The sequence below is a fragment of the Candidatus Defluviibacterium haderslevense genome, from assembly GCA_016712225.1.
Taxonomy (GTDB): Bacteria; Bacteroidota; Bacteroidia; order Chitinophagales; family Saprospiraceae; genus Vicinibacter; species Vicinibacter haderslevensis.
On record JADJRL010000003.1, the window covers coordinates 4,043,231 to 4,064,079 of the forward strand.

At 32.1% G+C, this 20,849-nt stretch carries 17 protein-coding genes; 8 read left to right on the forward strand and 9 right to left on the reverse strand.

The features are described 5' to 3' along the window. Window positions 1–4: 4 nt before the first annotated feature. Window positions 5–832, reverse strand: coding sequence for a methylated-DNA--[protein]-cysteine S-methyltransferase (locus tag IPK88_15920; GenBank protein MBK8244913.1), 828 nt, complete (start codon window positions 830–832; stop codon window positions 5–7). Window positions 833–949: 117 nt separating this feature from the next. On the opposite strand from IPK88_15920, the gene IPK88_15925 reads away from it, so the two are divergent. The 4 genes from IPK88_15925 to IPK88_15940 all read left to right on the forward strand — a co-directional run bounded on the left by IPK88_15925 (window position 950) and on the right by IPK88_15940 (window position 6,720). Next, window positions 950–1,381, forward strand: coding sequence for a hypothetical protein (locus IPK88_15925; GenBank protein ID MBK8244914.1), 432 nt, complete (start codon window positions 950–952; stop codon window positions 1,379–1,381). A 59-nt stretch (window positions 1,382–1,440) separates the two neighbouring features. Continuing rightward, window positions 1,441–3,663 carry a carboxypeptidase-like regulatory domain-containing protein gene (locus IPK88_15930; protein ID MBK8244915.1) on the forward strand — a complete coding sequence of 741 codons (2,223 nt, stop codon included), beginning with the start codon at window positions 1,441–1,443 and terminating at the stop codon, window positions 3,661–3,663. Window positions 3,664–4,336: 673 nt separating this feature from the next. Next, a complete protein-coding gene (yidC, locus tag IPK88_15935; GenBank protein ID MBK8244916.1) occupies window positions 4,337–6,157 on the forward strand; it encodes a membrane protein insertase YidC in 1,821 nt (606 codons plus the stop codon). An 8-nt stretch (window positions 6,158–6,165) separates the two neighbouring features. After that, the gene (locus tag IPK88_15940) at window positions 6,166–6,720 is read left to right on the forward strand and encodes a hypothetical protein (protein MBK8244917.1); all 555 of its coding nucleotides are present in this window, start codon (window positions 6,166–6,168) and stop codon (window positions 6,718–6,720) included. A 53-nt stretch (window positions 6,721–6,773) separates the two neighbouring features. On the opposite strand, the gene IPK88_15945 is transcribed toward IPK88_15940, so the two are convergent. From IPK88_15945 to IPK88_15970, 6 genes are all read right to left on the reverse strand, one after another. Beyond that, window positions 6,774–8,498 carry a hypothetical protein gene (locus IPK88_15945; GenBank protein MBK8244918.1) on the reverse strand — a complete coding sequence of 575 codons (1,725 nt, stop codon included), beginning with the start codon at window positions 8,496–8,498 and terminating at the stop codon, window positions 6,774–6,776. Between the two features lie 110 nt (window positions 8,499–8,608). Then, a complete protein-coding gene (locus IPK88_15950; GenBank protein ID MBK8244919.1) occupies window positions 8,609–9,481 on the reverse strand; it encodes a hypothetical protein in 873 nt (290 codons plus the stop codon). 43 nt (window positions 9,482–9,524) lie between these two features. Continuing rightward, complete coding sequence (locus IPK88_15955) at window positions 9,525–10,328, reverse strand: hypothetical protein (GenBank protein MBK8244920.1); 804 nt, start codon at window positions 10,326–10,328, stop codon at window positions 9,525–9,527. A gap of 20 nt (window positions 10,329–10,348) precedes the next feature. Next, window positions 10,349–11,629 (reverse strand): T9SS type A sorting domain-containing protein, encoded by a 1,281-nt coding sequence (locus tag IPK88_15960; protein MBK8244921.1) that lies wholly within the window; start codon window positions 11,627–11,629, stop codon window positions 10,349–10,351. 109 nt (window positions 11,630–11,738) lie between these two features. Then, on the reverse strand, window positions 11,739–12,974 hold the full coding sequence (locus tag IPK88_15965; protein MBK8244922.1) for a hypothetical protein: 1,236 nt from the start codon (window positions 12,972–12,974) through the stop codon (window positions 11,739–11,741). Continuing rightward, window positions 12,971–15,085, reverse strand: a complete 2,115-nt coding sequence (locus tag IPK88_15970; protein MBK8244923.1) for a hypothetical protein — start codon at window positions 15,083–15,085, stop codon at window positions 12,971–12,973. Before IPK88_15970 ends, IPK88_15965 begins: the two co-directional genes overlap by 4 nt. A 157-nt stretch (window positions 15,086–15,242) precedes the next feature. Between IPK88_15970 and IPK88_15975 the strand changes: the two genes are divergently transcribed. The 4 genes from IPK88_15975 (at window position 15,243) to IPK88_15990 (ending at window position 19,083) form a co-directional block, all read left to right on the forward strand. Then, on the forward strand, window positions 15,243–16,286 hold the full coding sequence (locus IPK88_15975) for an NAD(P)-dependent glycerol-3-phosphate dehydrogenase (protein ID MBK8244924.1): 1,044 nt from the start codon (window positions 15,243–15,245) through the stop codon (window positions 16,284–16,286). A 102-nt stretch (window positions 16,287–16,388) separates the two neighbouring features. After that, window positions 16,389–16,940 carry a hypothetical protein gene (locus IPK88_15980; protein MBK8244925.1) on the forward strand — a complete coding sequence of 184 codons (552 nt, stop codon included), beginning with the start codon at window positions 16,389–16,391 and terminating at the stop codon, window positions 16,938–16,940. 12 nt (window positions 16,941–16,952) lie between these two features. Next, a complete protein-coding gene (locus tag IPK88_15985) occupies window positions 16,953–17,966 on the forward strand; it encodes a hypothetical protein (GenBank protein ID MBK8244926.1) in 1,014 nt (337 codons plus the stop codon). A gap of 205 nt (window positions 17,967–18,171) precedes the next feature. Continuing rightward, window positions 18,172–19,083 (forward strand): fibrobacter succinogenes major paralogous domain-containing protein, encoded by a 912-nt coding sequence (locus tag IPK88_15990; GenBank protein MBK8244927.1) that lies wholly within the window; start codon window positions 18,172–18,174, stop codon window positions 19,081–19,083. Between the two features lie 345 nt (window positions 19,084–19,428). Here IPK88_15990 and IPK88_15995 read toward each other — a convergent pair whose 3' ends face one another. Then, complete coding sequence (locus tag IPK88_15995) at window positions 19,429–19,677, reverse strand: hypothetical protein (protein MBK8244928.1); 249 nt, start codon at window positions 19,675–19,677, stop codon at window positions 19,429–19,431. Window positions 19,678–20,004: 327 nt separating this feature from the next. After that, a complete protein-coding gene (locus IPK88_16000; GenBank protein MBK8244929.1) occupies window positions 20,005–20,490 on the reverse strand; it encodes a DUF1572 family protein in 486 nt (161 codons plus the stop codon). Window positions 20,491–20,849: the final 359 nt, after the last annotated feature.

Sequence of the window (20,849 nt, forward strand, 5' to 3'; positions counted from 1 at the left end):
ACAATTATGAAAGAATCTGAGAATGGTGCATTTCCCATCCAATGATTGCCTGTTTCTTCTCCTTGCCCCACATATAATGGCCAATAATACCCGAAGCCGGAACTACCCTATGACATGGAATAATAAAGGCAATGGGATTAGAACCAACGGCCTTTCCAACAGCTCTTGATGACATGGGATTATTAAGTTCGTTTGAAATCATGCCATAGGTCTTTAATGCCCCAAAAGGAATCTTAAGTAAATGGTTCCACACTTGAAATTGAAAAGGAGTTCCTTGAATGTGTAATGGGATAATATTCTCTGGTGTTTGATTTAGGAAAATAAACAGCTGTACATCATGATGCCATTTATTGGACTGTTCCTTAAATTGAGCCATTGGAAATTGCAATTTCAATTGTTCAAGTGAATTTTTTTCAGAACGGACAAAATGCAAATAGCAAATACCTTCAAGAGATGAAACTATAAGCATCCGACCAAAAGGACTATCAAAAAATTCAAAAGAAAGTTCAAATTGTATACCTTTTTTAATACTTACCGGATTAGAATTTTTTTTTAAGCTAAAATAAGTTTCATTCAATAGGGCTTGAGAAGAATTTTCTTTAGAATTTTGAAAAAGTCCTTGATTAATCAAGCCCAAATTATCCATAATTTTTTCTGCGGTAATATATTGGAAGAATTCAAAAGGTTCTAATCCAATCCAATTTTGAAAACACTCTTGAACATCCTTTGATATCATACTTTTATCATTTCTAAACTGCTTCGAGTGATTTTGATTCCAATTATAGATCATTTTTTCAATAGCCTCAATATCAACAACTTGAATGTTTTTCATAAACCCAATTAATACTAGTAAAGATAGCGAAATGTTTAGCACAAAGAGAATTAATGACAATGAACAATTTGCTTTAAATTTCGTTTTAAAGAGGTCGTATGAAATGTATTGTTAATTATGCAATCTAAACCATTCATCTTTCTGGTCATCTTTCAACTTCTCGTTGCTCAGATCGGTGTTAATCTATTTAGTTCTTATTGCTGCTGTTTAAAGAAAACGACTGTTTCTTTTTTGCCAAAAAAAGACAAATGCTTTACAAGGTATAAAGTAGGTAACTCAAAACAAATTGGAATATCTTGCCTTAAAAGCTCCAAAATTAAAAAAGGCACTTGCAGTAAACAAGAAATAACATTTAGTTCTTCAAAAGCTATTGGTTTTACGAATCCACAAGATCATCTTAAATTGGATATTGCAATCATTTCATGGCAAACTCCATTTTTTTTACTCAACAAAGTTGTCGAAAAAAATACATTAATTAGTTTAAACCCTATTAACCTTAGTATTTCTGGTTTTGAACGTAGGATACGTATGTCCTCATTTTTGTGTTAGGATCATTTAAGAAATTTTAATCTATATTTTTTATTTAATTTACATTAAATTTTTTTTAAATGTTACGTATTATTCTTTTAGGTATTATTTTGTCTATCCATTTTAATATCAATGCTCAAGTTTTATCAGGTTTTATTTACAATCAAAAAAACAATCCTTTAGAAGGGGTCTCCATCTATTTTTTGAATACAAATAATGGGACAACCACTGAGGAAGATGGCTCTTTTGTATTATATAGGACTGTTAATCAGGATACTCTTTTGTTATTTTATCCCGGAATTGTTACTGATACATTCATCTTATCAAAAAATGAGAATTTCATTAAGCTGGTTTTGACTGAAGGTATTACTTTAAATGAAGTTACCATATCACAAAATAGAAGTTCTAACCATTTTTCATTATTAAATCCTGCCAATGTTGAAACACTGAATTCATCTGAGTTTAGAAAGGCAGCTTGTTGCAGTCTCGCAGAAAGCTTTCAAACAAGCAATGCAGTAGATCTAAGTTTTACAAGTGCAGTAACAGGAAACAGAGAAATACAATTCCTAGGACTTAGAGGATTATATACACAGCAATTAGTTGAAAATAGACCCGTTTTTACTGGAATTCTTTCTTCATTAGGTTACGATTTAATTCCAGGGACTTGGCTTAATCAAATAAACATATTGAAAGGAGCGAGTTCCGCTATTTATGGTGCACAAAGTATGACCGGCGCTATTAATATTAGCTTAAAAAAACCTGATGAAGATCATAGAATCTATGCGAATGCCTATGCTGATTATCACGGTAGAATAGAATCAAATCTGCATCTTAATAAATCATGGTCGAAAAAAAGTCACATTGGTCTTTATCTGCATGGTTCTCAAACATCGAGTAATAAGGATCATAATCACGACCATTTTTATGACGAGCCCAATCAAAAGAGATTGAATGGATTATGGAGAAATACCTTCTATAGTAAAAATTGGGAATGCCAATTAAATGTACAGGGCATCCTGGATCAAAAAAGTAGTGGTGAGTTAAAAACGAATCCCAATCCATATAAAGTAACACAAAAGTTGAATCATTTTAATTTTAGTGGAAATTTGGGGTATTTGGGATTTACAAATCCAGATAAGAGTATTGGTAATATTTTCGATATGGCATACTCAACTTTGAATAATACTTATGGAGAGCATAAATCACTTAACGCTAAAGAGTCTCGATTTATGTATCAAATGTTGTATACGAATATTTATCAAACAGGCATGCACAAATTAAATATTGGTCCTACCCTAGCCATTAATATTGCTTCAGAAGAATTGTTTTCATCGGAATATAAAAAAATCAACTATAAGGAAATCATCCCAGGTTTATTTGCTGAATACCAATTTCAATATGGAGATATAGAAAACAGTGAATTAAAAAAGTGGATCGTCATTTTGAGTCAACGAATTGAACAAATCAGCACTAATACCATTTTTTGGTCGCCGCGGATCAGTACAAGATTTAATTTCAATACCCGGTGGACAGGCAGAATTTCGGGTGGCCGTGGTTATCGCCACTATAGAATATTTTCTGATCATATGAATTATTTAGCAAACAATAGAATCATTGATATAGCTGATTTACCCAACTATGAATCCTCATGGAATTATGGGCTTAACCTCGTTGGAAAGCCATTAATTAACAATTCTGAAATTGAAATTAATCTAGATGCATACATTACTACTTTTCAAAAGCAACTTATTTTTGATTTAGATGATAACCGTCCTGAAAAACAGTATATCAGCTTTTATGAATTATCTGGCAATTCCAAAACATCACATATTGGTGCAACTATAAAAATTCCAATCATCAAAAGTATTAGTTTGAAACTTGGAGGTAAATGGATAAACTCCAAAACAAATTACCACCTAGGATATAGAACTCAACCTTTTGTACCCACTTGGAGAGCACTTGGTTCGTTAGATTGGGAGTCAAATAATAAAATTTGGTCCGTTAATATTACTGGCCACTTTGTTGGAAAAATGCGATTACCCGATAAAACGTACTTGCCAAGCCAATTGAGCGCTTTTTATTCAGAAACTTCAAATCCATTTTTTCATTTACAATCACAGATCAATTATGTGAAGCCGCATTGGGAGATTTATCTTGGATGTGAAAATATGACCAATTACACCCAACACCATGCTATTATAGATAGTAAAAATACCTCATCAGCCTATTTTGAGACTTCTGAGGTTTATGCTCCATTAAATGGAATAAAACCTTATATAGGTATTAAATGGTGGCTCAAATAGAAAATTACATAATTAACTTATTTATAGGTGATTATAAATTGATATAATAAATATATAATTATTCAAGAAAAAATCTAAAAAAATCTTTTTTCTCAGGCAGCAATTTAGAGGATACATGGATCTATATAGTATAACCATTAGGGTTGTTAAAAAATTGATTTGTTTAAGTGTGGATTTTAAAAGCCAACCTGTTATTAACCTAAGGTAGTGATAGGTAAGGTTAGCTCCGATACCCGGGTGTCGGAGTTTTTGCACTAACTTGTTCAATGATCAAAGTCGACTACAAAAATTTAATATTTTACCTACTACTGTCGAGGAACTTGCCGCTAACGGGTGGATAAGTTCCTTATTTTATTTTATCTATTCATATATAAATTAATTTAATTTATTATCACTTTATATTCAAATACATAATCTATAAATAAAGCTTTTACAAGCTGCTTTTCATAGTTAATTATGCATTTGTCTAATTTTAATTTATACTTCAAATTTATATTATATATATACATTTCTGAAATTCAAGTATTTAGTAGATAGTTGTGAAGCCATCTCATTACTATAGATTTCAATTCGTCTAATCTTAACAATTATTAGCATTTTGCTAAACTTATAATCTTCTCAATCCACTAAGGATATTGTAGATTTGCGGCCTATAAAATGGAATAGAATCAATATGGAACGTAATCATATCATAGGCTTTGTACTCATTTTTGCCATACTCATGCTTTGGAGTGAATTTTTCTTTAAACCATCCATGGTTGAGAAAGCTAATGAAAAAAGATTTGCAGATTCTATGGCACTGGTAAAAACAGTTAATCCGGTAGAACAAATCAAGGATGCACCTAGTGTTTTGAATTCAACAGATACCATTAGAACTACTGATAGTACAGCCCAAATCGTTGTACCTGAAAAAGAAATTTATTTAAAAAATAGTCTAGCTGAGTTTACATTTAGCAACAAAGGTGGATCCATAAAGCGAGTTAAGTTAAATAACTATCATAAAATTAAAGTTGGGGAAAATCATAAAGAGGAAAAAATTGATTTGTTCTTATTAGAAGATGCTAAAAATAAATTTGATTATGAAATATCAGGTAATCAAGGAAAAATTCACACCAGCACTTTGAATTTCGATGTTATCCAAAATACGGATACTAAACTAACTTTAACTGCTCAACTTCCAGGTGGTGGTGCATTTACTCAAGATTATACCTTGTCTGCGGATAATTACAATTTAAATTATTCCATTCGGTTAGAAGGATTAAATAACAATAATGATGTGGTTTTATATTGGGAAAATTATCTTGATAAATTAGAAAAAAATTATGAATATGAGAAGTTTTATACTTCTATATATTATAAAGCAAAAGAAACAAATTCAGATTATTGTTCATGTAGAAAAGATGATAAAAAAGAACTAAGTGGTAAACCAATCGAATGGTTCTCTCATTCCAATCAATTTTTTAATTCTTCATTGATTCCTAAAACTGGATTCAAACAAGGAACTTTTGAAACAGTTATGCTACCAGAAAATAGCGATGACTTAAAATTATTAAAATCAACGGTCGCAATTCCATTTAATGATTTGAATGCTAAGAATTTCGAAATGCAATTCTATATTGGCCCCAATGAATATCCAAGATTAAAAGCATATAATAATAATCTTCAAGATATCATACCTTATGGATGGAGCATTTTTGGAACAATAAACAGATATTTAATTCTACCCTTGTTTTTGTTTTTGAAAAACTTTTTTGGTAGCATGGGTTTGATCATCTTATTGATGACCCTAATTGTCAAACTATTTGTATTTCCACTAGCTTATAAAATGCTGAAATCTCAAGCTAAAATGGCTGCATTAAAGCCTGAAATTGAAAAGCTGAAATCTAAGCATAAAGATGATGCACAACAGCAACAAGTGGAAACCATGAAGATGTATAATGAGTTTGGCGTAAATCCATTGGGTGGCTGTTTTCCATTATTATTACAAATGCCAATATGGATTGCACTTTATAGATTTTTCCCGGCGACCATTGACTTTAGGCAAGCATCTTTTCTATGGGCAGCTGATTTAACGTCTTATGATGAATTTCTATATCTTCCATTTAGCATACCATTCTTTGGTAATACATTAAGTCTTTTTGCATTTTTATGGGTTATTTCCACGGTTATATTTACTTATTATTCTTCGAAGACTATGGACTTCTCTGCAAATCCAGCAATGTTGTACATGCAATATTTAATGCCATTCATTTTTTGGTTCATGTTTAATAAAACTGCAGCTGGTTTAACTTGTTATATGTTTTTTAGTAATTTGCTAAATATAGCTCAAACTATTGTTGGAAAAAATTATCTGTTCGATAGTGATAAAATTCGGGATACGCTGGAATTGAATAAATCAAAACCGAAAAAGAAAGGTGGATTTCAAGCTAAATTGGAAACGATGATGAAGGAGCAACAACGCATCCAACAAGAAAAAGCTAAAAACAAGAAATAATTACATCTATGAAAAATATAATATTCATCTTGATATCATGTTCATTTTTTGTATTTTGCAACAATAAAACCAAAGTTATTAAATCAGCAAATGACAGTGAAGTTATAGAAAAAGCAAAACCCCTTCCTCGCTTTCTAACTTCGCTAACAATTAATGATACCATGTCAATGAATACAGATACATTATTGTATTATCAACGTGCCCCATGTTTTGGATTTTGTCCTTCATTTACCTATACCCTATTTACTAATGGCATAGTTATTTATACGGGTTATAATAATATAGAGCCATTAGGGACTTGGTATGCTCTAGTATCTGAAACTTGGTGGTCAGAAGTATTATCTTCGGCGAATCAGATTGATTTTTTTAATTTATCCGATCACTACCCAATTGATATAAAAGAAAACATTCCAGACTTACCCAATACCAATATTTTGATAAAGGAATATGGTAAAAGAAAATTCATTTCAGATAATCATCACAGTCCAGCAGAATTGAAAAATTTTGAAATAGTATTAGATAAAAAATTGAAAGATATAAAGTTAACAGATTTTAAAAAATAATCTGTTCTAAATTCCTTTTTAAAGCTCAATACCTCAAGTAGAGTTTTGAAAAACTATTTAACTTTTTGGACGATTAGTGTTCGTTGATGACAAGTTCCTGTCCCACCAGAAACTTTCCACTTGACTTCTATAGCCTGCCCTGCACCTAAGTTGGTTAAATAAGCATTCGAACCAATTGGGTTTGACATTCCACCAAATGATTCGCACTTAATTACTGAAGCTGCTATTTGACTTCCGTTGCTATAAATTGAAATGGTGACTGGATCTCCAAAACCAGTATTTTCAACTGCTCCAGTAAAGAAAATTAAATAATCACCAGCACCTGGAGTGATAGTCATACCAGGGATTAATACTTCAGTTGCACTTGTGGTAATAGCATCTACTAATGATGTCGCTTGATTAATAACTGAAATCGAACTAGCAATAGTAATTGAGCCGGCTGCATTTGTAATCGCAATGCCAGTACCAGCTGATAACGTAGCTGCAATAGGAGAAGCACCAGTAGAACCTATTAATAATTGGCCATTAGTTAAAGCTGCAGCTTCCACAATACTACCGCCTGAGGAAACCATGATTCTATTATTATTTAATGCTGTTGAAGAATTAGTACCACCATTAATAATTGGTAAAACGCCGCTTATATGAGTAGTCAATCCTACTTTACCATAGCTCGGAGCAGTTGATACACCGCCAGACAATAACACATTTCCTGTAGCTATATCTGCTAATCTACTTAGACTCGTAGAACTATTCGCATATAAGATATCACCAATAACATAACTTGTAATTCCTGTTCCTCCTTGAGGTGCAGTTACTGCTGCATTATCTGTTAGAATTAATGCATTGGCATTAGGTAATGTAAATGTTTTTTCTGTTGTATTGGGCCCAGTAAATTTAGTAAATCCATTGCCTGTTCCACCAAAGTTAGAGTTGATGATATTAGTAACGTCTGCGCTTCCATTAAAACTTCCACCATGAATATTTCTAGGAGTAGCTAGTGTCGCTGCACTACCCGTAGTATTTTGATTTAATATAGGAAAATCTGCAGCCACTGCAATACTTAAAGCGCCGGTACCAGTCGTAGATTTTAATATCCCAGTAGCTAAACCTGCTGTACCAGCTGAATAATCTGTACCTGCAGTTGCAATCGATATATCTCCTATACTTCCAGAAGTTTTAATCAAACCATTCGTGGTAAGATTGGAAAGTCTATTTATGTTTTGACTGGTATTAACAGTAATGGTGTTGGCAGTTCTTGTTAGACCAGTTGAAAAAGTCAATGAATTTTCTTTTCCATTAAATGTATTCCAATCTGCGAAAGTCAATGCGCCTCTATTTATTGAGCTTGCATCCGGCAAATTAAATGTATGTATTGAACCAGAGGATGAAATATTAAAATTACTCCCAGCAGTTCCTATTGCAAAAGTTTGTACAGAATTGGTTAATCCATTAATCGAAGTTATTGCATTGCCAGTTAACAAACTTGAAAATGTTCTAGTAGTAACATTGCCTAAAGCATCAGATGTTAAGACCTTTGTATTCGTTGTATTAATACCTATACCTTCAAATCGCACGTCTAAGGTAGTATGAAATTGAGTTAAGGGATTAGTCGTACCAATTCCTACATTTCCACTATTTTTATTGTAAATTTTATTTCCATTTAAGGCCCATTTGCTGGTGTCCACTAATATCTTAGTTCCTTTTGGATTGATGACTATTTGGGCATTAGTTTTTACAATAAATAGAAGGAATATGAGTATTAAATATTTATTTTTCATTTTCTTTTAATTGTAAATTCAGCAACATATTTTATTGCAAAATATGTTGCTGAACTTGAATATTTAAAGGTGTTTATATTAAATTCAAAAATGCAATTTAAATCTATGAATTATTTAACCCATTGGACTTCAATAATATCACCAGCAACAACCAAAGTTGACATTGCCGGAGTTAATGTACAAGTTCCAGGCAAAGTAGTATAATCAGTTGTTACAATAAGTTTAGCTCCATTTCTAAATACCCATACTTTAGAAACGGTTCCAGGCATATTGGTTACAGCGTAAACTGCTTGTCCAGTTGTTGCAGTATAGTTTTGATCTCCACTTTGCAAAATAGATTCAGCAGTCACTCTTTTCAATGTGCCATCTGCAGCTGAAACAACTAAACTATCAGTTGCTAAATTGCCACTTTGCAAACCTGTAATTTTCAAATTATTTGTTGCATCAGTTGCAATCGTTGTTGGCTTCGTCAAAGCGCCTCCCAGTTCAACAAGATTTCCCGTTTTGGTTAAACCATTACTAAATGTTAGTGAATTAAAAAGAGATGAAGCAGAAATAAATCTAACTTGCCCAGTTGTTGGATTTACAACCATAACACTATCCGTTGTATTGGAGCCGGGTTGTAATCCCGTAATTGCAAGGAAATTGGCCGCAGATGTTGCAATTGTAGTAGGTTGAATTAAAGTTCCACCTAATTGTACCAGATGACCCGTTTTAGTTAATCCATTATTTGCAGCATTTAAATAGGATGAAAGAATTAATGCTGTATCTGTATACCGAACAAATTTACCCAATGTATCACGCATCTGACTTGGAGTCACATACAAGATGGTACTATCAGATTTTGTAATAACTGCAGTAGAACTATCCAATACCCATTTAATGGTTCCTTTATTGTCGATTACTTTAGTAGCAACTTTTTGGGCCATAATGGCGCTGCTAAATGTCATTGCAAAAAGGGTGAAAAATAAAATCTTCTTCATAATTTTTTGTTTTAATTTATTTGTTTTTTTAATTAATTGATACTTATTTTAATTGTAGAATTCTAACTTCATCTCCCTGTGTACATGGGACTTCTGAAATAATGGAATTGGTGCTATTTACAGTAAAAGAAATCATAACGCCATTTCTAAATAATTGAATTCTACTTTGATCATAAATGGTATCCGGAGTATAGAATACAGATTGACTTTGTGCCAATACTGTTTCGATACTTTTGAGCATACCCGTAAGAAAAGAATTCGATGGGATCATTTTAATTCGCCCATCACTGGCGCTGGTTACTAATATTTGATCAGTTCTAATATCGCCGATTGATATACTATCAATCATTAGTTGACCATGTATTTGTAATGCACTTTTTGGAGTAGCAGTGCCAATTCCTACCCAACCATTTTCCGTTATCCGCATTCGTTCTGTATTATTTGACTTCAAAATCAACGGTGCTAGATCCTTAGTTCCTAGAAAATGTTTAAGTGAATCCGTTCCAATATTTCCATCTAGTTTCCATGAATCGTTGGCATTTCCCAACGCGGTGACTTTAAGCCATTTAGAACCATCACAATAATATATACCTGGGGAAACATCGTTGAGCGTTGCTACATTATAAATGAACATTCCTTCTACAAATTCCGTTAGTGGAATTGAATTTGTAGTTTCAATCAATGAGATTCTTGGCAACCGCAATCCTTTGTTTCTTGACTCCATCTCTAAAACTGAATTCCGATTTATTGACGAAGGATTATCTCCTATTTTTATCTGAGAAAGCAATGTAGTTCCAAAGCAAAAAACAATAAAACCGGATGTTATAAATATTTTTAATACTTTCATTGATTCAATTTTTTTGAGTATTATTGTACTATAAATTTTTGAGTTTTACCAATTTGGTTTCCACTCGAAGTAAGTACAATAAGCAAATAAGTACCAGCGGATAGATTTTGACAATCAGTCCATATTAAGTTGTGTGCCTTTATAATTTGAATTGGGGTAACTATAATTTTTTGCCCTATTGCATTAAATATAGTAACTTCAGCTTTGCCTCTGTAATACGTTTCAAAATCTAAAACGAGGCGCTCATGTTGTGCAATAGGATTTGGATAAACCAACAAATATTCTCTTAGATTGCAATCTCGACGCGATGATATCACTTCTGAATAAAAAAATGAACCATCCGTATCCTTTATATGCAATCGATAATATGCTAAATATGCTGGTTGATCAATCGTAATTTCGTAAAAATTGTCATTTGGTCCTCTTGCAGCTAAGACAGTTTCAATTCTTGTAAAATGAATACCATCAAAACTTTGTTCAACATTAAAAAGCTCAGTATTCGTTTCATTAAATGTGGTCCAACTTAAGACCGTTTGACATTGTTTGGATGAAGAACTAAAGTCTACTAATTTCAATGCTAAAGGAGGAAATAATTCGACACTTCCTATTGCAATTGCAGTAATGCCTCCAACCATAATGCCGCTCAAAGTGCTATTTTCTATATTATTACTTGCAGTTGGCCCGCCACTCAAATCTATCCATGCTATACCGTTCCATCCTACTAATCTTAAAGATGAAGTTTGTGCAAATAACACCATATTGGGGATACTAACTGTAATGCGAAGTCCAATCCCTGTCCCAGTTGTTCCTTGACCTAAATTGCTAGAAGCACCTACTTGCCAATCCCATTGACCATCTGGACTTACCACTACAATTGGTGCAACAAAAGAATTAATATTATGTGGCCCAGCATTGGGTTGGGTTGGATCAAGATATAAACTTGGATTCCCTAGTATCCATGCAGATGCATAAGCGTCTGTTGAGACTGAAGGACTTGACATTTCCAAAGTTCTAAGATCATTTCCACTTCCGATTGGAAAAATAAAGGATTGATTTCCATATTTTTTTATGTAACCGTTGATATTTGCACTATCTGTACATCCAATATAATTAGCCGTATCAAAGGCACTAAAATATCCAGGTAGGGATGATCGTTCAGTGGACCATGCAATTCCATTTACGGATGAAATGTCAATTATGCTGTAATTTGCTAATTCTCCTCCAGAAAAAACCCTATTTCCTTGAGTAATTCCTTCTAAGATAGTAATCAACAACAATAAAGTAATTAAAATTAGTCGCATGTATTATTACTGTAAATTCAAAAAGTCATTGAATTTTTACAGCGACACAAAGATGCCTGTATGCAATTTCTAAAAAGTTACATAAAAATAAGATTTATGTACAGAATTATTAAAAGTACTTGCGAATAGATGCTCCAACTATAAATGAAGTTGGGTTTTTTTCTTGTATTGCCCAGAAAAAGGATCGCGTATATAATTGAATTAAAAAAGATTTATTAATTAATAGGTCTGAAGTTAAGCCCATTCTAAATGTATTATATCCACCAATTCCGGTTGAGGCACCAACACTAAAATGTGAATTCAACTTCAAATGTAAATACAAGTCATATGAAGGCGATATATTTGAATAAGGTAAATAATTTACTTCTCCTAAAAATAACATTTTATCATTCCAGAAAATTTTTGTAAATTTAATTCCCAATTGCAATGGCAATTTTTCAGTTCTAGGCTGGTTAGATTTGTGTATAAATTCAGATTGATACGCCTCAAATGATTTTAAGTTTATATAAATGGAATCAAAAAGATTTTGAACTTCAATTCCTTCAATTCTTGTAGTTGTATCTAATTTGGATTGAATCGTGTTTTTATTCCAACGAACAAATCCTAATCTATTGATGTGAAAATCAATCCAGCCATTGTTTAATAGTTGAAATCCCAATAAAAAATTTGATGTTGCACCAATTCCGTTAATAGATTTTGAAGTAAAAGGATTCGGTGTAACGCTGGTTGTAAAATCCAAATCCACATCCACAAATTCCCCATCCTGAGCGGTAAAAATGGACCCTTTATTTCCAACTACTTCTATGGACTTATGACCAATTGCCAAACCCAGGTCTATTCCAAATCGAATCTTATGACAGGTTTTGATGAATCCTGTTTCTAAAGTACTATAGCTTAAATAATTATAATTTAATTGATCTAATTTGGCAGCTTGATTTTCATATTTTTTATTTCCAAAAAACAACAAACCAAAATAATCTTTAGAAAATACTGCATCTGCATACTCAATATGATTAATCCCAATGCGCCAATCAGAATTTTTAATACCAAAATAATTACTGCGCTGTTTTCCAAAATACAGTCCAGTAGTCCATAAACCCCCTCCTGAATTTAGATCTAACAATTGATTAAATGCCCGATCCTTTAACTCTTTTGATATTTCACCTCCTTGTATTAATTTTTTAGTAAAACCCCAAGAAACGTCACTAGATCCAACCGCAAAATCGGTCTTGATTCCAATGACATTTTTAAAGGCATTTGTTTGGTAATTCAACAAACTCAAATTCTGAGAAGTTGAGGTTGAATATGCGTAAATAAACAATAATGTTATTAGTAAATATCTCATTTTATACGATATATAAAATCACCAGTTAAAATAAAATCAATGTCATAGGTAGAATACAATTTTACATTGCTTGATGTTGGTTTTGTATCAAATATAGCATCGATTTTAATATGTTTATATGTAGTCAATTGCTCAATGACTTTCTGATCTATCGGAATTCGGATAATGGATTGTAATTTTTGATCTACCTTGCCATTTGAATTTATCGGGGCTGCTTTAATAATTTGATTTCCATCCAAAAGGATATACTTGCTTATACCATGTTCATCCAAAAGAGACATTATGATACGTGCATCTATCGGAAATCCATTTTTCGCAATTAAATTCAAAGTGCCTTTTTCTACTTGACTCAAATCCACTTGATTCAAATTGATATCTATAGTATCTAATAATTGTAAACCTTTAATGGATAGATTCAACGGCGCCTCCAAATGAAAATCTATATTAAGTAGTTTCCCATCGTAAATAAAATCATTGTGTACCAATTCATTCCCATTTGGATTGGTTTGCAATCTAATGGCATATTCTATTTGATCCGGAAGATTATTGATGAATGCATTGATATTCGAATTTTGACTATTGATCTTAAATCGTTCAATGGCTGGAATTATTGGTGGATACTTGTTGTTATCCTTTGCTCTATTAATATATAAAGGATTTTTGATAATTGCACTTGTTAAATCTATAACATTATTTTGTTTAGTATTAATAGATGTCAATTGATCAATGTTAAAAACTGCAGAAGCACCAATATTATTCTCAACCGTAATATCCATTTGTAATTGGTCAAACTGAATCATTCCATTCAATGAATTAAATTCTTCCAATGCAACTTTTGCCGGGCCATAATTAAAGTTAGTTTGATTTAAGTATCCTCTAGCATACTCCGGTTTAATGTCCAGTAAAGCTATTTCAGCAAAAAAATTATCACTTAAAGAGAGCGTTTTTAATTGTCCGGTACTATCGATTGCCGCGATAAACGTATTTGATGCAGTATTAAATGTATCATTATTGGGTCCTGATAAATCAAGATGATAACCTGAAAAATCAAATTCACGGGAATAAATGCTCAGTCCTCCAGGTGGCGCTGGTTCCAATGTCTTGTAAACTTCAAAGGGAATACCATTTTTTGTTGCACTGGGCAATTTATATGCAAATCTAACTGAGTCTTGTAAAGTGCTTTTTAAATTCAATCTGAGTTTTCCAGATTTAATTCGGGATTCTTTTAATTCAACTCCAATCGTTTTTAAATAAAAATTCTGAGTTTTGTTAATTATATTTTGTTGTGGCCAGCGAGCAGTTGCTATAGATGGATGGAGATTATACACTTTAATATTAGCAAGAATAGCATTTGAGGTGTCAACTAAAACAGGAATGCCATTACTTCCAGGTGAACCAAAACTGATTAATTGCGCATTAAGCTTTCCCTCCAGGGTTTTACCATCCAAATTGTAGGATTTGGTCTCCGTGGTATTGGAAGCAATAAGTGGAAAATTTCCTTGAACAATTAATTCATTGGTTGATTGATTTCTTAATTCAAAAACAACATTGGTAATATCAATGGGTAAACCATTTGTAAATGAAATATCCATTTGACCCGTAGCTAATGTCATTGTTGTAAAGATTGAGTCAGCACTAATAGGTACTACTGGCGCACTGAATGACGGGATCGATGGAATTGCGATATTTTGTCCATTCTGAGAAATAATAAGAAAACCTAATAGTCCAGCTTGCAAACAAATGGCTCCTAATGTAATCGGATAAGAAATGTTTGCATTATAAAGTGAAAGCGAATCAAGGGAATAAGACTTCGTTAATCCCGTATCTCTAAATGTAAATAGTGAATCTACAGAAAGATGATACAACTTTTTATCAAAAACATAAGTCAAGTTCTGACTAGAATCAATAGATAAAATAGAATCCTGAACAATATCCTTAAATGACAAACTTGATTTTAAGAGCGGAGTTAATAATTCAGTATTCCAACTAAGTTCTGATTTTCGACAGGAAAATAGAATTGATAGAAACAAACAAGCAAAGTATAAAATTCGTAAATTGCTTTTTACAAATATCTTGACAATAATATTGTGATCGTTCTCCAATGGTCTCATAGTTGAATTAAAATTAAAATAATACTAATTGATGCTAAGATAGAAGATTTTAATTAATTCGAACAATTTTAATGTAATTTACTGAAAGTGCGTCATTTAGATTCAACTTAATAATGATTCAATGCCATTAAAAGTGTACATTTGCAACCCATTTCTTATGAATTACAAAAAAGCTAAAGTCGGAGTAGTAGGTGCCGGTAGTTTTGGAACTACTATTGCCACATTATTGGCACATAATAGCGAGGTCCTTTTATTTTCCAGAAAAAAGGAAGTTGTAGACCGAATTAACAACGAAAATGTCCACCTCAACATAAAATTATCCCCTAAAATAAAGGCTACCGATCACATTGATGAATTGATTCACGAGTGTGGTTTAATATTTCCGGTGGTGCCATCAGAATCTTTTAGATCAACCATCCAAGCCATGAGTCCTTATCTTACTCCGGGACATATATTGATACATGGAACAAAGGGACTTGATATTTCTGATATATCACTAAATGAATTAAGTAAAACCCAAATTTCCAGAAAGCATATACACACTATGAGCGAAGTTATTCGTGCTGAGTCTCAAGTGGTTAGGGTTGGGTGTTTAGCTGGCCCAAATTTATATAAAGAAATTTTAGATGGCCAACCAACTGCTTGCGTTATAGCAAGTGAATATGATGAAGTCATAAAAATTGGGTCAGAATACCTAACCAGCAAATATTTTTTTGTTTTTGGCTCATATGATTTAGTTGGGGCCGAAATGGCAGGCGCTTTAAAAAATATAATTGCCTTAGCTTCTGGCATGTTAGCAGGAAGAGGTCTCGGTAAGAATATTCAAGCTATGCTCATTACTAGAGGTCTCCGGGAAATGATAGAGCTCGGAAGATGCGTTGGAGCTACACACAGGTCATTTTTAGGAACAGCAGGTATTGGGGACCTGATAGCCACTGCCACAAGTGACAAAAGTAGAAATTTTACATTTGGGATGAGGTTTGGACGTGGAGAAAAAATGAAGGATATCATTGATTCGATGGACGAAGTCGTAGAAGGTGTTAGAACCGTTAGAATTGCATACCAATTAGCAAAATCCTATCAATTAAGAGTCCCCATTATCCAGATGATTTATAGTGTTATATTCGAATCGTTTGAATTGGATAAAGCAATCCAGTTCCTCATGCGCTATCCATTCGGACCAGATGTTGATTTTATCTGATTTTTAGCCCATTTAGTCAGTTGATTAAGAATTTATATATAATATATTCACTAAAATAGAGTTAGTCCTTATCTTTCACCCGATTTAATACTGAAATCTATTATGCTTGATCAAATGTTTTCCCTTGAAGGTACTGATATTGATAGCCAAAGTGCCAAAATCATAAGTGAGGAATTGAATAAATTGAGCTCTCAAAAATTCGATTATATTAAATATCGCCAGGCAATTAAAGGCATGACCGCATTGAAAATTGATGAAGAAACTGCAATTCAATCAACTTTAATGACGGCTTCAACCATGAATGTTACTGTAGATGATATAAGGAATTCTGCACAATTTTTCAGTCAATTACTAGATGAAGAAGCGCAAAAATTTGGGCAAGCCACTATTCATCATTATCAAGAAAAAGTAGAAGCTAAGAAACATGAAATAGGCCAAACTTCTAAGCGAATTGTAGAACTCGAGGAACAAGTTAAAAATATTGAATTAGAACTTCAAGAACTCAGGAAAAGCATAGACTTAATGCAAAGTGAAATTGAATCAAATGAATTGAAAAATTCTAATAAAAAACTCAAATTTACCAATACCATAAATCGTATAAAATCCTACATTTTAAATGATATTTCTTTACTTCAAAATAGATCATTCAAATAAAAAAAATAAATTATGTCAACAATAATCAATCCTGGATCTGGTTTAGAAAAACCAAAATCTTTCTGGAGTAAACCCGAAGGTGTAACTGGAACCGTAGTTTTAGCTGGCTTACTTATTGGTGGTGGCGCTATCTTATATAAATACCTACCCTACCTCATTTCTTTAGCTGGAAATATGATCTATTTGTCAGGAATGTTAATTGTGCTAGGTGCCATCATTTATATGGTGCTAGATCCAAAAATGAGAACCTTGATAGGCTATATGTATAAAAGTATTATGCGATGGGTCACTGGAATTTTTGTAACTATTGATCCAATTGGGATATTAAAAAACTATATCGAAGACCTTCAGGATAATCTATCTAAAATGAGTGAACAAATTGGTGTATTAAAAGGACAAATACGCAAATTACAAACCAATGTGACTGAAAATTCAAAGGAAATAGAAACCAATCTAAAAATGGCTCAGGTAGCTAAAAACCAGAATTTGGAACCTCAGATGGTATTGGCTACCCGTAAAGCAGCAAGACTTCAGGAAACCAATGAAAAATATACTCACTTATTGAGTAAAATGGACATCTTAAGTAAGGTGCTGACTAAAATGTATCAAAATTCTGAAATTTTGTTAGAAGATACTAAGGATCAGGTAAAACTTAAAGAGGAAGAGCGGAAGGCTATCAGGGCTTCTCATAGTGCTATGAAATCAGCTATGAATGTAATCACCGGAAATGCTGATCAGCGTATGATGTTTGACCAAGCCCTAGAACATATTGCAGATGATGTGGCAAGTAAGGTCGGCGAAATGGAACGATTTATGGAATTGTCTGAGAATTTTATGAATTCAGTTGATTTGCAAAATGGTGTATTTGAAGAGGAAGGATTAAAGATGCTACAATCCTATGATGAAAAAAGTAAATTGCTCTTAATGGGTGATCGCTCCAATAAGTTTAATTTAGATTCACCAAGACCAGTACGTGAAGAAAACAAAAAGGATGACAATCAGTATGATGGTTTATTTAATTCTTAATGCAAGAAGTTTAAGTCGCATTTAACGATATCTTAATAAATTAATCAATTAGAAATTGATCAGACCATTTAGGTGAAGTGTATCTCTAGTTGTCTACTTAGTCTATTATTAAACTAGCAAAAATTCTGTCCAAGCTGAAATAATACACTAATAATTTGGATATTTTAATATTATTTATTTATTTTTGATAATAAAAATAAATAATATGAAATCTTCAAGTCCATTAGGCTTACTATTTGCAATACTCTTATTAGGTTTTTTTCATTGTCGCAAAGAAAAAGTAGACCTTTGTTTAACTAGTGATTTGGAAGTAAGTATTAGAGTTTCTGCTGATACCACAACTCTATTTGCAAATGCCAGCGGTGGTTTACCACCATATAGTTATAAATGGCAAAATAGCAATTCTTCCGACAGTATATATTCAGGAACTAGATTGAATGGATATTACTATATTGATGTTACAGATTTTTCTGGATGCAAAAAAACTGGAGTCATATACATTTTTGGCTCTGTTATTCCATGTGATAATTTTGGAAGTGTTAAAGCTCAAGATTCTTCAGAATATGGCATTATCGTAATCGGCACACAATGTTGGTTGTTCCCAGATTTAGAAGTTAAACTGCCTGAAGTTAAATATTATCCAGATAATTTTAATTGGAACTTGATAAAAGATGAACCTGGATTTTGTTACGCCTATGATGACAAAGGCTCCAAGATAACTACACTTTATAATGGAAATGCAGTAAAAACTGGTAAACTATGTCCTAATGGTTGGCATATACCTTCTTTAGGAGAATGGCAAACGTTAATTGATTATTTAGGAGGTGATGCAATTGCAGGAGGTAAATTAAAAAGCAATTCACTTCATTGGAAAAGTCCTAATACACTTGATTCAATTGCTCCTAGCTTATTTTCAGCAGAACCAGGAGGCAGGAGACAGACAGATGGTGCTAGTATCTATGCAGGAGAGATTGCTCATTTCTGGACTTCAACTAAAGCAGCGGATACAAATACATATTATGGAATACTAATGGTTAATGCAGGCACAAACATTTTTACAGGACTACAATGGCACGTAAAAAATGGATTGCAATGTCGCTGTATAAGAGATAAATAGTTCTTTGTGCTTTTATTCATTGGTTGTTAATAAATACATTGCATCATATTTTATATTTTTAAATTGACATTTGACTTAGGAAGTAAAAGTCCATATTTATTAAATTGAAAAAGTCTAAATTATATGTACAAATAAGACATTTTATTAATCCAAAAAGATGGTATTGTGAAGCTATAAATCAAATTGTAACAAACAGATTGCCTAAATATATATATCATTCAGTTTTATATTTATATTGCAATTATTGTAAGAGCATTTGACTAATTGAGCGGTTTGGTAATTAAAGATGACTACGATAAAGAAAAAAGTAATAATGATAGGACTTGTTACAATATGTCGATCAGATTATTCATTCCACTTACTACCATAATCTTTTAAACTCAAAGCCAAATTAATCTCTATCATATCAAAATAATTCGGATCGAAATCATCTTTAAGCCAATCAATAATAGATTCATACTCTTCATGTTTTGGATTTGAAATGTTGCCTAGGAACTCTGTATACCCATAAATGTCACCACAGTCTTCAGGTAGACTAATGGATTTTTCTGAAATGCATTTTGGAATTTGACCAGATACATCATCATTTACCATGACTTCTAACCATAATTAATGCGACACCTATTTCCTAAATTATATTCAAATTTGATGCTGGATTTTTCAATATAGCTTGTGAATTTAATGTTCTTGAAATTTAGGCCTCTTCAAATTTTATAGGTGCATAATGGATTATTCTATAATTAATCAATTGCATATATGAATTTATCCAACCCATAGTTGCTTGAATTATTCAATGCATATTATCCTACTATGTATCTGAATAAACTAATAATCTTCGCCCTACATTCGGCTATGAACCTATAGGAATAATTTTTATATGACAAATCTGTTGTAACGTATCATTAAAATTATACCGTATATTCAATTAGTATTATTAAAAGCGGGATCAATCAACTTTCGCAGTAATACGATTTGTCCTAAATGATAATAACTATGCTCAATCATAGCATCAATATTTCTTTGATATGATCCGTATTTCGCTTCAATGAATACCTCATCCAATTTTGTCTCAGGCATTTGCTCAATTAAACTAGCAAATTCTTCAGAATCTTGCCAAAAGTTATTCAAAAATACCTCCCATTCAAGTTGAGATTCCATCGGTTTGAAATCAAAACTAAACTTATCTTTGATTTCAAGATCACCTCCTAGGAAAACATTTTTTATGCCATTAATGTAATAGTGAATATGTTGTGCCAGTAAGGCTATTGAATTTAATGATCCATATTTTGTGGTTGCAATTTCCCAATTCAAATTTGACAGTTGATGTTTAAAATTTGTATTGGCAATCCATGTGCCATTTAATGTGACTTCTCGAAATCGATTAGCTATTGCTTGAGACTTATTCATTTCTTTATTTTATTATGAAAATTGAATCAGATAGATTTAAGATAAAATAACCATACAAAAATAGGACTAAAGTTAGAAACCAAATATTTTTGCTAAAAAATTATTTATTAATCATTAAAATTATAAAGTTTAATGGGTTAAATAATTGATCTGAATCATAAGATCAATTTTATTGCTTAAACCCGATTTGATAAAGCACCTGCCTAATAACCATTAGCTTGGAATAGGATAAAATAAAACCCTTATTATGATACAATGTCAATCAATAATAAATGATGCCAATACATATAAAATACCTTTTTGTTTTACATAGCTCTATAATCAGAAAGTTATTAAATAATTTTAAATACCACCACATT

Excerpts from the sequence above, each read along its gene's own strand:
- IPK88_15920 (MBK8244913.1), bottom strand. The coding sequence starts at position 832 with ATGAAAAACATTCAAGTTGTTGATATTGAGGCTATTGAAAAAATGATC.
- IPK88_15925 (MBK8244914.1), top strand. The coding sequence starts at position 950 with ATGCAATCTAAACCATTCATCTTTCTGGTCATCTTTCAACTTCTCGTT.
- IPK88_15930 (MBK8244915.1), top strand. The coding sequence starts at position 1,441 with ATGTTACGTATTATTCTTTTAGGTATTATTTTGTCTATCCATTTTAAT.
- yidC (MBK8244916.1), top strand. The coding sequence starts at position 4,337 with ATGGAACGTAATCATATCATAGGCTTTGTACTCATTTTTGCCATACTC.
- IPK88_15940 (MBK8244917.1), top strand. The coding sequence starts at position 6,166 with ATGAAAAATATAATATTCATCTTGATATCATGTTCATTTTTTGTATTT.
- IPK88_15945 (MBK8244918.1), bottom strand. The coding sequence starts at position 8,498 with ATGAAAAATAAATATTTAATACTCATATTCCTTCTATTTATTGTAAAA.
- IPK88_15950 (MBK8244919.1), bottom strand. The coding sequence starts at position 9,481 with ATGAAGAAGATTTTATTTTTCACCCTTTTTGCAATGACATTTAGCAGC.
- IPK88_15955 (MBK8244920.1), bottom strand. The coding sequence starts at position 10,328 with ATGAAAGTATTAAAAATATTTATAACATCCGGTTTTATTGTTTTTTGC.
- IPK88_15960 (MBK8244921.1), bottom strand. The coding sequence starts at position 11,629 with ATGCGACTAATTTTAATTACTTTATTGTTGTTGATTACTATCTTAGAA.
- IPK88_15965 (MBK8244922.1), bottom strand. The coding sequence starts at position 12,974 with ATGAGATATTTACTAATAACATTATTGTTTATTTACGCATATTCAACC.
- IPK88_15970 (MBK8244923.1), bottom strand. The coding sequence starts at position 15,085 with ATGAGACCATTGGAGAACGATCACAATATTATTGTCAAGATATTTGTA.
- IPK88_15975 (MBK8244924.1), top strand. The coding sequence starts at position 15,243 with ATGAATTACAAAAAAGCTAAAGTCGGAGTAGTAGGTGCCGGTAGTTTT.
- IPK88_15980 (MBK8244925.1), top strand. The coding sequence starts at position 16,389 with ATGCTTGATCAAATGTTTTCCCTTGAAGGTACTGATATTGATAGCCAA.
- IPK88_15985 (MBK8244926.1), top strand. The coding sequence starts at position 16,953 with ATGTCAACAATAATCAATCCTGGATCTGGTTTAGAAAAACCAAAATCT.
- IPK88_15990 (MBK8244927.1), top strand. The coding sequence starts at position 18,172 with ATGAAATCTTCAAGTCCATTAGGCTTACTATTTGCAATACTCTTATTA.
- IPK88_15995 (MBK8244928.1), bottom strand. The coding sequence starts at position 19,677 with ATGGTAAATGATGATGTATCTGGTCAAATTCCAAAATGCATTTCAGAA.
- IPK88_16000 (MBK8244929.1), bottom strand. The coding sequence starts at position 20,490 with ATGAATAAGTCTCAAGCAATAGCTAATCGATTTCGAGAAGTCACATTA.